This is a genomic window from Polaromonas sp. P1_F9 (assembly GCF_056405615.1).
Genome location: NZ_JBFUBT010000001.1, coordinates 702,000 through 713,880, shown reverse-complemented (window position 1 = coordinate 713,880; position 11,881 = coordinate 702,000). Strand labels below are relative to the sequence as shown.

Here is an 11,881-nt window from a genome sequence, read left to right as displayed (position 1 = left end):
CTGCTGCAACCTCTCACCGGAGACATCACCATGAGTACCTTTGCACAGGCACCAGCCGCAGACCGGGAAGCCATTCCCGAAGTTGCCAACCCCCTGGGGCTGGACGGCATTGAGTTCATTGAATACACCACCGCCAAGCCGCAGGCGTTGGGGCAGGTGCTGGAAACGATGGGTTTCCGCCCGGTCGCCCGCCACCGCTCGCGCGAGGTGCTGTTGTACCGGCAGGGCGGCATGAATGTGATTGTCAATGCCCACATTCCCGCCATGCCCGATGGCGCCGCACCGACCGACAAGCCGGTGATTGCCGCTGTGGCCTTGCGCGTGCGGGACGCCGCGGATGCGTATCACCGTGCGCTGGAGCGGGGCGCTTGGGCCGTGCCGTCGCGCGTCGAGGTGATGGAGTTGAACATTCCGGCCATCCATGGCGCGGGGAAAAGCCGCATTTATTTTGTGGATCGTTACGACAAGTTTTCGATCTATGACGTGGACTTTGTGCCCATTCCCACGGTGGACCAGCACCCGCCAGCGGTGGCGGGGCTGCATTTCTTTGGTGTCGTGCAATACATCGGCAATGACCGTACTGAAGACTGGGCTGAGTTTTACCGCGAGCTGTTTGGCTTTACCGACCTGCCCGATGAACAGCGCTTCGGCATCCTGCCGAAGGGCCGCATTCTTCGCAGCCCGTGCCCGCCTTCGTCGCGCTTTTACCTTCAGTTGATCGAGCCTGAAGCCAGCGTGCTCGACGTGGAAGGAGACGAAAGCCTGCAGCGCATTGGCCTGGGCAGCGCAGACGTGTTGGCCACTGTTGGCGAGTTGCGCAAGCGCGGCGTGGAATTCCTCGAGTCACCCGGGGTCCATACCGAGGACCGCGGCGCGCTGACCAAGAGCTGGATGGGCAGCGTGAGTTTTGAGCTGGTCCATGACGTACGCTAAACAGGCGCCAGGCATCATGAGCCACTACAGCGGCAACATCGACGATTTCGGGATGGACACCATCTCGCTGGCAGGCCCGCTGGAGGCCAAGCTCAAGGCCGTGCGCGAAGCCGGTTTCACCCAGATCATGCTGGCCGCCAAGGACCTGGTAGGCCACCCCGACGGCGTGGAAGCCGCCGTCGCTGCGGTGCGTGCAAGCGGTCTGCGCGTCACCGGGTTCCAGGTGCTGCGTGACTTTGAGGGGCTGACCGGGCACCTGCACGACTACAAGATGGACATCGCCAAATCGATGCTGGAAATGTGCCATGCGCTGGGATGCCGCCTGCTGTTGATCTGTTCGTCAACCTCGGTGCATGCCACGGGTGAAACCCGGGCGCTGGTCAGGGACTTGCGCAAGCTGGCCATGCTGGCGATTCCGATGAACATCAAGATCGCCTACGAAGCCTTGTCGTGGGGCCGCACCGTCAATGAATTCCCGCAGGCCTGGGACATTATTTGTGAAGCCGACATGCCCAACCTGGGTTTGGGTTTTGACTCTTTTCACATGTTCGCGACCAAGACCTCGCTGGATGAGCTGGACATCCTGGATCCGGACAAAATTTTCCTGGTGCAGCTGGCCGACTTCATGTGGACGGAAATCAAGTCGGTCGAAGAGCGCATTGCCACCGCCCGGCATTTTCGTGTGTTTCCAGGTGAAGGCGTGCACAGCGAAGCGCTTGCCACGCTTGTCACCAGGCTGCATGGCCTGGGCTACCGCGGCGACTACAGCTTTGAAGTGTTTAACGACGATTACCAGCAAATGCCTTTGCCCACAGTAGCCCAGCGTGCATGGCGCTCGGCCCTGTGGCTGGGCGAGGATGTGCTGCGCCGTTCCGTGCCGCTGCCTAACCAGATCCGCTTGAAAAAATGAAGCCCCCACGTTCGTCACTGAGTGCCTTCCGCGGCGCTCTACCCCCTTCCTTTGTGTATGGGGCGCTTTTTTCCTTGGGGCGGCCCGGCGGAAAAACATCTGTCATTGTTTTCTGAGAGTTCACGGCATGAGCAGCATTTTTGAAGGTTTTTTGTCCACGCCGGAAATTCTGGAGGCCTTCAGCGAGCGTAACTTTCTGGATGCCATGTTGCGCTTTGAGGCTTCGCTGGCGCGGGCGCAGGCCAGCGCCGGCCTGATCCCCGAAGCCGCCGCGCAATCCATCATCGGTACCTGCAAGGTCGAGCTGTTTGATGTGGCCAAGATCGTTCGTGAAAGCGGGCGCGCCGGCAGCATCGCGATTCCACTGGTTAAGGCCCTGAGGGAAACCGTGGGACTCTTCAACAAGGAGGCTGCCGGTTTTGTCCATTTCGGCTCGACCTCCCAGGACGTGATCGACACCGCGCTGGCGCTGGTGACCCGCAATGCGCTGGACCTGATTGAGGCCGACATCCGCAAGGCAGTGGCGGCGTTGCTGGTGCTGGCCCGCCGCCATGCTGCTGACCCCGTACTGGCCCGCACGCTGATGCAACCGGCATCCGTCACCAGCTTTGGTTTCAAATGCGCGGGTTGGGCCGCGCCGCTGGCGCGCAGCCTGCAGCGCCTGCAGGTTGCCGGCCACAATGCGCTGGCCGTGCAGCTGGGCGGGGCCGTAGGAACACTGGCGCAGATGAACGGCAAGGGCCCGCAAATCATGGCGCATATGGCGGTCGACCTGAAACTCAAACCTTCCGCATTTGCATGGCACACCCAGCGTGACGAGTGGGTGGCGCTGGGCTGCGAATTGGGTCTGCTGGTAGGCAGCCTCGGGAAGATCGCCAAAGATATCTCGCTGATGGGCCAGTACGAAGTGGGCGAGCTGGCGGAGCCGACCGAGCCGGGGCGCGGCGGTTCATCCGCCATGCCGCACAAGCGCAATCCGGTCGCCTGCATGGTGGGACTGGCTGCAGCGCAGCGCGCACCGCAGCGCGTGGCCGCGCTGCTGGCTACCATGGCGCAGGAGCATGAGCGCGCTCTGGGGAACTGGCAGGCAGAGCTGGCTGAGTGGCCGGGGCTGCTGATGTCGGCGCACGGATCTGTCCGCGCCATGGCCCAGGCCCTTCCGGGCTTGCAGGTGGACACCCAGCGCATGAGCGCCAACCTGGAGGCGCTGCGTTCCGTGCTGCCCGCCGGTGCCGCCGACGAGTGGTTTAACCCTGCGCTGGTGCAGCACGCCTCGGCACTGGCGCTTGCCCAGGCTGATGCTGTTGAAGCACTGCTGGGGCAAACGCATACGGACAACCATCGCACCAAGACCGCGAAAAGGTAAAACCATGAACGACCATGACAAGGGAATGATCAACCGCCGGCGCGTGCTCGGTGATGCCTGGGTGGATCGCTCCATCGCCAAAAGCAACGCCTTCAACGGCGAGTTCCAGGACCTGATCACGCGTTATGCGTGGAATGAAGTCTGGGGCCGGCCAGCGTTCGGCGACAAGACGCGCCGCCTGATGGTGCTGTCGACCATGATTGCGCTCAAGGCGTACGAAGAATTTGCCATGCATGTCCGCGCCGCACTCGACGGCCCGCCGGAGTCGCGGCTCACGCCGGACGATATCAAGGAAGTGATTTTGCAGGCCGCCATTTACTGCGGCGTTCCTGCCGCCAACCATGCGTTCTCGGTGGCGGGCGACATCCTTCGCGAAAAAGGCCTGCTCGCGGACTAACAGGGCTTGCACTCGCGGTTCCTCAACCACTACATCATTTGATAACGCATGAAAAAACCTCATTTGCACTGGATCAGTGAAGGCCAGGGGCCTGTCGTGGTGCTCAGCCATGCATTGGGCTGTGACCTCACGATGTGGGACGGCGTGACAGCCATCCTGAAGAACCGCTACACCGTGCTGCGTCATGACCATCGCGGCCACGGCCAATCGGAAGCGGTGCCGGGCCCTTACACACTCGACCTGCTGGCCGATGATGTGGCGGGCCTGATCAAGGAGCAGGGTGGCGCCCCAGTGCATTTTGTCGGGCTCAGCATGGGCGGCATGACGGCGCAGGCGCTGGCGGCGCGGTATCCGCAGCTGACCCAAAGCATCGTCATTGCCAACGCCGCCATGTTTTACGACGACGCGGCGCGCGCCATGTGGCAGGCGCGCGTTCACACCGTGCAGGCCCAGGGCGTGGCGGCGATATCAGACGGTGCGATGCAGCGCTGGTTTACGCTGGAATTCAGGGCGGACGAGGCGGGCGGCTGTGCGCGCAAGGTAGCAGCGCTGCGCCGGGTGCTTGAAGCCACCAATGCCACCGCTTATGCGGCCAGCTGCGAGGCGGTTTCCCGCATCGACTTCCGAATCAGTAACGGTGCGATCCAGTGCCCGGCCCTGGTGATTGCCGGCACGCGCGACGAGGCAACGCCCGTGGCCATGTCTGAAGCGATTTGCGCCAGCATCAAGGGCGCGCAATTGCGCACCTTGCCGGCAGCGCATTTGAGCGCGGTGGAGCAGCCGGAGGCCTTCGCTGATCTGCTGGAACGCTTTTTCGAAAGCCTGCGCTAGAGTGCTATCGCCGGACTGATCGGGCAGTTGCGGGAGCGGGGGGGGGCAGGGTGCTTCGGTGATGGGGTGGCGGCGGCAGCGTCGATAATCGGGCCCAAGCATTTGCCAAAACCCACTCACCCGAACATCCGGAAAGTCCCGCTCCATGAAAACAGTCCTTGTCCTGAATGGCCCGAACCTCAACTTGCTGGGAACGCGTGAGCCGGCCGTGTACGGTTCGCAAACCCTGGCCGATGTAGAGGCGCTGTGCACCAAGGCCTGCGTAACCCACGGTTTCAAGCTCGACTTTCGCCAGAGCAACCACGAAGGCGTGATGATTGACGCCATCCATGAAGCCGGGCGCGCCCAGGCTGCTGGCACGCTGGCAGGCATCGTGCTGAATGCTGGCGCTTATACCCACACCAGCGTGGCCCTGCACGATGCCATCAAGGGCGCGGGCGTCACGGTGATCGAGCTGCACATCAGCAATGTGCATGCACGCGAGGCCTTCCGGCATCACTCCTATATTTCGCCGGCTGCCAGGGCCGTGATGGCCGGGTTCGGCGTCAAGGGCTACGCACTCGCCATTGCGGGCCTGGCCGAGCTGGCGGCCTGATCCGGCTGCGGCGCTGACCATGGTTGCGCCACCGAAATTCCCCGTTGACGAACGCGAGGTGGAGTTCAGCGCCATCCGCGCGCAGGGCGCTGGCGGGCAAAACGTCAACAAGGTGTCGAGCGCCATTCACCTTCGGTTTGACATCGCTGCCTCGTCGCTGCCCGACGCCGTCAAGGAGCGGCTGCTGGCGACGAGCGACGGACGCATCACGCAGGAGGGCGTGCTGGTGCTCAAGGCCCAGCAGCACCGCACCCGGGAAATGAACCGCGGCGATGCCATGGCACGCCTGCAGGAGATTGTTGACAGCGTCTCCATGCCGCCCCGGGCGCGGCGTGCTACCAAGCCTACCTATGGCTCGAAGCAGCGCCGCCTGGCCGGCAAAAGCCAGCGCTCGGAAATCAAGTCTTCACGGGGCAAGGTGGGCGGTGGCGACTGAGCCCGGCCGGCAGTCCACCAGTGCCGTTCAGGTCACCATATAGCGCCCGGGTTTGTGGTTGACCCAGAGGAAAAGGCTCATCAGCACGGCGGCCATGACGGAATACGCCACGCGCTCGGGGGGCACGACTGCCAGCGCCATCAACACCACGGCCGAATCAATGGCCATCTGTATCTTGCCGGCGCGCCAGCCGTGCTTTTCCTGCAGATAGAGCGTCACGATGGTGGCGCCGCCCAGGCTGGCCCTGTGCCGGGCCAGGAAGAGGCACCCGGTCCCCAGCAGCAGGCCGCCCACCAACGCGGCGTACAGCGGGTGGATGTCTGCGATGTCGAGCACCCGGGGCGACCAGTCTGCCAGCAGCGACAGCAGTGCAATGGACAGGAAGGTCTTGATGGTGAACTCGCGGCCCATGCGAGCCCAGGAGAACCAGTAAAAGGGCAGGTTGATCAGAAAGAACAATTTGCCGAAACTCACGCCGGTGGCGTAGTGCAGCACAAAGGCCACGCCGGCCGTACCACCCGTCAACAGGCCTGCCTGATTGAAGATCACCATCGCCAGTGATACAAACAGCGTGCCCGTGAAGATGCCTTGCGCATCGTCAAAAAGGGTGTGGCGCTCAGGGGGAGGAAATGGGGCCATGGGGACGCTGGGATATTTGGCTGCGGGCGGGTTACAGCAGCTGTGCATGATCTGTGCCAATGCCGGCGGCACACTCGTCCGCGCAAAAGGCCATGCGCCGTGTTCCCCGCCAGCCGGGATTGCGCTTTCCAGGCGCTAAATATGGGTGATTTAGGGCTTCAGCCCAATAGAAATCTGCACGAGCAGCTATCAAAATAATAGCACTATGCGTGGCGCTGGTTCCCTTGCTGCAGTCCGTCTCGCACCTGCGCGGTGATTTCCAGGGAGCGCCGGGCGATGGCGGGGTCGTAAATGTGGGTGGTCACCATCAGTTCATCGGCCTGCGTGTCCTCGATGAAGCGCTGAAGCTGGTTTTCAACCGTCGCCGCCGACCCCGCGACGGCATAACGCAGCATGCGCTGGGCGCCGGCTTTCTCGGCCGGTGACCAGTAGCTTTCGATGTCGTCGATTGGCGGCGGCATGGGCCCCGGTGTGCCACGCAGCAGATTGGTCATGGCCTGTTGCACCGAGGTGAGCTGGTAGCGTGCTGCTTCATCGGTTTCGGCCGCCACGACATTGGCCACCACCATGGCGTAAGGTTTGGCGAGCTGGGCGGAAGGCCTGAAGCCGCTGCGGTACAGGTCCAGCGCCTGCATCAACATGTCGGGCGCGAAATGCGATGCGAAGGCAAAGGGCAGGCCCAGCATGGCAGCGAGCTGGGCGCCGAAGAGGCTGGAGCCCAGCAGCCACAGCGGCACCTTGAGGCCAGCGCCCGGGACCGCCCTGATTTTCTGGCCGGGCTCTGCCGGTTCAAAGTAGGCCTGCAGTTCCTGAACGTCCTGCGGAAAAGTGTCGGCATTGTTCTGGCGGTCGCGCCGCAGCGCGCGAGCCGTCAGCTGGTCGGTGCCGGGTGCGCGCCCCAGCCCGAGGTCGATGCGACCGGGGTACAGCGAAGCCAGCGTGCCGAACTGTTCTGCGATCACCAGCGGCGAATGGTTGGGCAGCATCACCCCGCCGGAGCCCACGCGGATGGTCTGCGTGCCGCCCGCTACATGGCCGATGACCACCGCAGTGGCGGCGCTGGCGATGCCGGGGTTGTTATGGTGCTCGGCCAGCCAGAAGCGCTTGAAACCCAGTTGTTCGGCATGCCGGGCCAGGGCCAGGGTGTTGCGAAAGGCATCGGCGGCAGTTGCGCCCGTGACGATGGGGGACAGGTCGAGGACTGAAAAGGGGATCATGTTTTTGCGCCCTCTCCCCGGAGGGAGTGGGAGTGAAGAGGAAGCGAGCCGGCCTGAATTCATGGATGTTGCTGTAAGGGTGCCGGGCCAGTTTAGGAGCTTGGCGATGGCCGCATGAGGGGCAGGGTATAAGAACCTGTTTACGGTCTAAACGAGGCCGCGCAAGCCCCTTCTCGGGATGGGATGCAAGGCGCGGTGCGACGCCCATAGCACAGCTATGGGTTAGCATCGCAACGCTGCAGACCGCCCGAGAAGGGGCTTGCCCTTCGGGTTGGGGTGACGCAAACGCGGTCGCGTTTGCATCCCCATTGGGGCAGCTGCACGACGCCCAGCCGGCCGGCTGGGCGGTCGGGCGATTGAGCCACCCAGGCCCTTGCATGGGCATTGGCCCATGCGGCGGTCCCGGTCGGCCCACTCATCCCGATTGCACCCCAACGCGGCTCCGCTTAGACCGTAAATAGGTTCTATCCCTCATGACAGATTCGGCAAACATTGAGCTGCCTTCCGAAGCGCTTGCGATGCTGCGCACGGCCAGCCGTTTTGAAAGCCCTTGCGGCGACGGCGCCATGGTCTGGCACACGTGGGGCCAGGCCACGCGCCGGCCCGGGCTCGTGCCCCTGGTGCTGCTGCATGGCGGCAGCGGCAGCTGGATGCACTGGCTGCGCAACATCCCCGCGCTGGCCGCGTCGGGCCGCTGGGTGCTGGTGCCCGACCTTCCCGGTTTTGGCGATTCGGCCGCGCCTTTACGGGGCACTGATGCCGACGTGCTGCCCGAACCGGTCGAGCAAGGGCTGGCCCTGTTGGCGGGCGAGGCGGCCTGCGACCTCGTCGGTTTTTCCTTTGGCGGCATGGTGGCCGGCTTTGTGGCGGAGCGTTTCCCTGCCCGGGCGGCGCGTGTGGTGCTGGTGGGTGCGCCCGGCCTGGGTGTGGCGCCCGAAAAAGCCATACGGCTGCGCGCATGGCGGCATATCACCGCTGCGGGCCAGCGCGATGAGATCCATCGCCACAATCTCGCTGCGCTGATGCTGTACCGCGAGAACGCGATCAACGAACTGGCCTTGCGCCTGCACATCGCCAACGTGCTGCGCGACCGCATGAAGGGCCGCAGCCTGGCGCGCACCGGCGCGCTGGCGCAGTCATTGGCGCGGCTGCGCTGCCCGGTGTGGGCGATTTACGGGAAAGAGGATGCGCTGTACCGCGGCAAGCTCGACGGGCTGCGGGCAGCCCTGGAGCGGGCTGCGGATTTCAGGGGCCTGGCCCTGGTCGAAGGCGCGGGCCACTGGCTGCAGTTCGAGCGCGCGGAGGCCTTTGACAAAGCCCTGCTCTCGGCACTCGAAGCGCCTCTTTAGCTTTTACTTTTCAATCGCGAGCAGTTCGATGTCGAAGGTCAGCGTGGCATTGGGCGGCACCACGCCGCCGGCGCCGCGGTCGCCATAGGCCGTGGCGGGTGGGCAGGTCAGTGTGGCCTTGCCGCCGACCTTGATCTTCTGCACGCCTTCGGTCCAGCAGGGCACCACGCGGTTCAGCGGGAAGGTGGCGGGCGCGCCGCGCTTGTAAGAGCTGTCAAATTCCTTGCCGTCGGCCAGCGTGCCGCGGTAATGCACCTTGACGGTGTCCGTCGCCTTGGGCTGCGGGCCGGTGCCGTCGGTGCTGTGCACGATCTTCACGCCGCTGGGCAGGGTCGTCTCGGCCGGGGCGGCGGCAAAGGCGGTGGTGGACAGGGCAAGAGAGGCCAGGGCACTCAGCGCGGCGGTCAATGTCTTCATGGAGGTCATGCTTTCATGGCGAAGGGGAATCGGACGTGTGGCCTGGATTATCGTCCCGGCTCTCGCCTTGCCCTGTGGCGCCGGCTCGCCTGTCCCACATTGTCCATGTCGCTGAGCTGGATCATGAGGGGACGGAAGGCATGAGTGGTGCTCCAGGTAAACAAAATCGGCTCCAAATCGGTAAGGCGACAAAAAATTATGAAATTGGCCTTACCTTTTCGGGCCATAAGCCGATAGCCAAACCGCCGTCGCATAAACTGCACTTCACGCGGAGGACTCATGCTGGACCAACTCAAACAGGTCGACAACCGTCGGCTCTACCAACAAATTGCCGAGCAGATTCGCGCCTTCATTGACAAGGGCAACTACACCGCGGGTGCGCGGTTGCCGCCGGAGCGCGATCTGGCCCTGCAGCTGGGCGTCTCACGCCCCTCGGTGCGCGAGGCACTGATTGCACTGGAAATTGAGGGCAGCGTGGAAGTGCGCATGGGCGCTGGCGTGTACGTCTGCAGCGCGGCCCAGCGCAAGCCGCAGTCCCTGGCCACCATGGGCGAAAGCCCGATCGAACTGATGCAGGCACGCGCCGCCCTTGAGGGCACCATCGTGCTGCAGGCCTGCGCCAGAGCCACGCCCGAAGCACTGTTGGCGCTGCGCCAGATTCTGGACAACATGCTGTCCGCCATGGCGCAAAACCGCTCGCCCCTGGCCTTTGACCGGCAGTTTCACCAAACGATTGCAGCCATGACAGGCAACTCCGTGCTGGAGCGGCTGGTGGGCGAGCTGTTTGACGAACGCCACAGCCCGATTGCTGCGCGCCTGAGCGCGCATTCCGAATCCGGCCAAAGCTGGGCCATTGCGCTGCAGGAGCATGAGGCCATCTTGCGCGCCCTGGAGAACCGGGACGTACTGGCCGCACAGAACGCCATGCGCATGCATCTGCAAGCCTCCGAACAGCGCTGGGTTGAGAACCGCCGCGAATGGTCGTGAGCCAAGCTCCGCACCTCGTGGTCAGGCCTATGCAATTGCGCAGATTTTGTTTCGTTTTTTCACACCGATTTTTACCTTGGATCACGGGTAAGCACCAATACCCACGCACTTCCCGGTAAGGCCAAATACGCCACATTGTGTCAGGTGGCCTTACCAATTTGCAGGGTGGAAAATTCGTCCCTCCCGGGTCCCCCTGACCTTACCCAAGAGGAGTTCGCATTGCTGTCATCCGTGTCCGATCCCGTCCGTCCCGATGCGCCCAGCCCCGCCGAGGCTGGCGTACTGTTGCGCCTGGAAGGGATTACCAAACGCTTTCCGGGGGTGTTGGCACTGGATGGTGTGAGCTTTGAGGTGCGAAGTAGCGAGGTGCACGCGGTGTGCGGCGAAAACGGCGCGGGCAAATCGACGCTGATGAAGGTGATCAGCGGCCAGTACCAGCCTGATGCGGGGGCCCTGTACTACCGCGGCGAGGTCTGTCAGTTCCAATCCACCGCCGAATCCCAGGCTGTCGGCATTGCCATCATTCACCAGGAGCTGAACCTGGCTCCGCACCTCACGGTGGCCGAAAACATTTACCTGGCGCGCGAGCCACGCAAAGGCTGGCTGATTGACCGGGCGGCACTGCGCCGCCAGGCAAAGCAATGCCTGGACCGGTTGGGGCAGGACATCTCACCGGACGCCCTGGTCAAAACCCTCTCGGTTGCCCAGCAGCAGATGGTGGAAATTGCCAAGGCGCTGTCGCTCAACGCCCAGTTGCTCATCATGGACGAACCCACCTCGTCCCTCACGGAGTCGGAGACCGAGAAGCTGTTTGCCATCATCCACGAACTCAAGCGTACGGGCGTGGGTGTTGTCTACATCTCCCACCGGCTCGACGAACTGGCGCTCATCGTGGACCGGGTCACTGTCTTGCGCGATGGACGCTATGTGTCCACCGAACGCCTGGCCGACACCAGTGTGGAAGAGATCGTGGCCAAGATGGTGGGGCGCTCGCTGGACGATGTATTTCCCAAGAGAACCTCCGTGCCCACTACCGACGTGTTGTTGCGCGTTCAGGGCCTGACACGCCAGGGTGTGTTTCACGACGTGAACTTTGAGCTGCGTCGCGGCGAAATCCTGGGCTTTGCGGGGCTTATGGGCGCTGGCCGTACCGAGGTGGCCCGCGCTATTTTTGGTGCCGACCCTATCGACGCCGGCGAGGTGTTTCTGGCCGGGCAGCGACTCACCATTCACTCGCCACGGGATGCCGTGCGCCAGGGGCTGGCCTACCTGTCAGAGGACCGCAAGCACGACGGGCTGGCGTTGAAGATGAACGTGGCAGAGAACATCACGCTGGCCAACATGGAAGCCGTGTCCAACCGTGCGGGGATGATCCAGTTTGCCAAAGAGCAGGATGCCGCACGCCACTACATCGGCGCACTCGACATCCGCACGCCCGGCAGCAGCCAGATCGTGCGCCTGCTCTCGGGCGGCAACCAGCAGAAACTCGTAATCAGCAAATGGCTGTTCCGTCAATCACGCGTGCTGTTCTTTGACGAGCCCACGCGCGGCATTGATGTGGGCGCCAAGTACGCGATCTACCAATTGCTGGACCAGCTGGCAGGGCAGGGCATCGGCGTCGTGATGATCAGCTCCGAGCTGCCCGAAATCATGGGAATGACCGACCGTGTCGCGGTCTTCCATGAAGGCCGCCTGGTCACCATCCTCCCGACCCGCGAGACCCACCAGGAGGAGGTCATGCACTACGCCTCCGGCCGCAGCGTGCCGCCTCTGCCCGTCGACCAGCTGATCAACTGAACCTCCA

The 11,881-nt window shown here is 63.5% G+C and carries 13 protein-coding genes; 10 read left to right on the top strand and 3 right to left on the bottom strand.

Annotated elements, in window-relative coordinates; genetic code table 11:
- The first annotated feature begins 30 nt into the window (after positions 1 to 30).
- The 7 genes from AC1DYR_RS03320 to arfB all read left to right on the top strand — a co-directional run bounded on the left by AC1DYR_RS03320 (position 31) and on the right by arfB (position 5,468).
- Complete coding sequence (locus AC1DYR_RS03320; protein ID WP_477703823.1) at positions 31 to 933, top strand: VOC family protein; 903 nt, start codon at positions 31 to 33, stop codon at positions 931 to 933.
- A gap of 16 nt (positions 934 to 949) precedes the next feature.
- Complete coding sequence (locus AC1DYR_RS03315; protein WP_477704127.1) at positions 950 to 1,843, top strand: sugar phosphate isomerase/epimerase family protein; 894 nt, start codon at positions 950 to 952, stop codon at positions 1,841 to 1,843.
- Positions 1,844 to 1,970: 127 nt separating this feature from the next.
- On the top strand, positions 1,971 to 3,209 hold the full coding sequence (gene pcaB, locus AC1DYR_RS03310; protein WP_477703822.1) for a 3-carboxy-cis,cis-muconate cycloisomerase: 1,239 nt from the start codon (positions 1,971 to 1,973) through the stop codon (positions 3,207 to 3,209).
- Positions 3,210 to 3,213: 4 nt separating this feature from the next.
- Positions 3,214 to 3,606, top strand: a complete 393-nt coding sequence (locus tag AC1DYR_RS03305; RefSeq protein ID WP_457280117.1) for a carboxymuconolactone decarboxylase family protein — start codon at positions 3,214 to 3,216, stop codon at positions 3,604 to 3,606.
- A gap of 48 nt (positions 3,607 to 3,654) precedes the next feature.
- The gene (locus tag AC1DYR_RS03300) at positions 3,655 to 4,437 is read left to right on the top strand and encodes an alpha/beta fold hydrolase (RefSeq protein WP_477703821.1); all 783 of its coding nucleotides are present in this window, start codon (positions 3,655 to 3,657) and stop codon (positions 4,435 to 4,437) included.
- A 145-nt stretch (positions 4,438 to 4,582) separates the two neighbouring features.
- Entirely contained in the window at positions 4,583 to 5,032 is a 450-nt protein-coding gene (gene aroQ / locus AC1DYR_RS03295) for a type II 3-dehydroquinate dehydratase (protein WP_477703820.1), read from the top strand.
- A gap of 19 nt (positions 5,033 to 5,051) precedes the next feature.
- Entirely contained in the window at positions 5,052 to 5,468 is a 417-nt protein-coding gene (gene arfB, locus AC1DYR_RS03290) for an alternative ribosome rescue aminoacyl-tRNA hydrolase ArfB (protein WP_477703819.1), read from the top strand.
- A gap of 27 nt (positions 5,469 to 5,495) precedes the next feature.
- Here the strand turns inward: arfB and AC1DYR_RS03285 are convergent, their stop codons facing one another.
- Positions 5,496 to 6,107, bottom strand: a complete 612-nt coding sequence (locus AC1DYR_RS03285; protein WP_477703818.1) for a DUF6198 family protein — start codon at positions 6,105 to 6,107, stop codon at positions 5,496 to 5,498.
- A gap of 203 nt (positions 6,108 to 6,310) precedes the next feature.
- Positions 6,311 to 7,324 (bottom strand): LLM class flavin-dependent oxidoreductase, encoded by a 1,014-nt coding sequence (locus tag AC1DYR_RS03280; RefSeq protein ID WP_477703817.1) that lies wholly within the window; start codon positions 7,322 to 7,324, stop codon positions 6,311 to 6,313.
- A 473-nt stretch (positions 7,325 to 7,797) separates the two neighbouring features.
- Here AC1DYR_RS03280 and AC1DYR_RS03275 point away from each other — a divergent pair, with 473 nt between their 5' ends.
- Positions 7,798 to 8,673 carry an alpha/beta fold hydrolase gene (locus tag AC1DYR_RS03275; RefSeq protein WP_477703816.1) on the top strand — a complete coding sequence of 292 codons (876 nt, stop codon included), beginning with the start codon at positions 7,798 to 7,800 and terminating at the stop codon, positions 8,671 to 8,673.
- A 3-nt stretch (positions 8,674 to 8,676) separates the two neighbouring features.
- On the opposite strand, the gene AC1DYR_RS03270 is transcribed toward AC1DYR_RS03275, so the two are convergent.
- Positions 8,677 to 9,090: an FKBP-type peptidyl-prolyl cis-trans isomerase gene (locus AC1DYR_RS03270; RefSeq protein ID WP_477703815.1), complete on the bottom strand. Its 414-nt coding sequence runs from the start codon at positions 9,088 to 9,090 to the stop codon at positions 8,677 to 8,679.
- Positions 9,091 to 9,369: 279 nt separating this feature from the next.
- Between AC1DYR_RS03270 and AC1DYR_RS03265 the strand changes: the two genes are divergently transcribed.
- Together AC1DYR_RS03265 and AC1DYR_RS03260 are read left to right on the top strand one after the other, a co-directional pair.
- Positions 9,370 to 10,077 carry a FadR/GntR family transcriptional regulator gene (locus tag AC1DYR_RS03265; RefSeq protein WP_477702192.1) on the top strand — a complete coding sequence of 236 codons (708 nt, stop codon included), beginning with the start codon at positions 9,370 to 9,372 and terminating at the stop codon, positions 10,075 to 10,077.
- Between the two features lie 222 nt (positions 10,078 to 10,299).
- Positions 10,300 to 11,874, top strand: a complete 1,575-nt coding sequence (locus tag AC1DYR_RS03260; RefSeq protein ID WP_477704126.1) for a sugar ABC transporter ATP-binding protein — start codon at positions 10,300 to 10,302, stop codon at positions 11,872 to 11,874.
- Positions 11,875 to 11,881 lie beyond the last annotated feature (7 nt).

Excerpts from the sequence above, each read along its gene's own strand:
- AC1DYR_RS03320 (WP_477703823.1), top strand. The coding sequence starts at position 31 with ATGAGTACCTTTGCACAGGCACCAGCCGCAGACCGGGAAGCCATTCCC.
- AC1DYR_RS03315 (WP_477704127.1), top strand. The coding sequence starts at position 950 with ATGAGCCACTACAGCGGCAACATCGACGATTTCGGGATGGACACCATC.
- pcaB (WP_477703822.1), top strand. The coding sequence starts at position 1,971 with ATGAGCAGCATTTTTGAAGGTTTTTTGTCCACGCCGGAAATTCTGGAG.
- AC1DYR_RS03305 (WP_457280117.1), top strand. The coding sequence starts at position 3,214 with ATGAACGACCATGACAAGGGAATGATCAACCGCCGGCGCGTGCTCGGT.
- AC1DYR_RS03300 (WP_477703821.1), top strand. The coding sequence starts at position 3,655 with ATGAAAAAACCTCATTTGCACTGGATCAGTGAAGGCCAGGGGCCTGTC.
- aroQ (WP_477703820.1), top strand. The coding sequence starts at position 4,583 with ATGAAAACAGTCCTTGTCCTGAATGGCCCGAACCTCAACTTGCTGGGA.
- arfB (WP_477703819.1), top strand. The coding sequence starts at position 5,052 with ATGGTTGCGCCACCGAAATTCCCCGTTGACGAACGCGAGGTGGAGTTC.
- AC1DYR_RS03285 (WP_477703818.1), bottom strand. The coding sequence starts at position 6,107 with ATGGCCCCATTTCCTCCCCCTGAGCGCCACACCCTTTTTGACGATGCG.
- AC1DYR_RS03280 (WP_477703817.1), bottom strand. The coding sequence starts at position 7,324 with ATGATCCCCTTTTCAGTCCTCGACCTGTCCCCCATCGTCACGGGCGCA.
- AC1DYR_RS03275 (WP_477703816.1), top strand. The coding sequence starts at position 7,798 with ATGACAGATTCGGCAAACATTGAGCTGCCTTCCGAAGCGCTTGCGATG.
- AC1DYR_RS03270 (WP_477703815.1), bottom strand. The coding sequence starts at position 9,090 with ATGAAGACATTGACCGCCGCGCTGAGTGCCCTGGCCTCTCTTGCCCTG.
- AC1DYR_RS03265 (WP_477702192.1), top strand. The coding sequence starts at position 9,370 with ATGCTGGACCAACTCAAACAGGTCGACAACCGTCGGCTCTACCAACAA.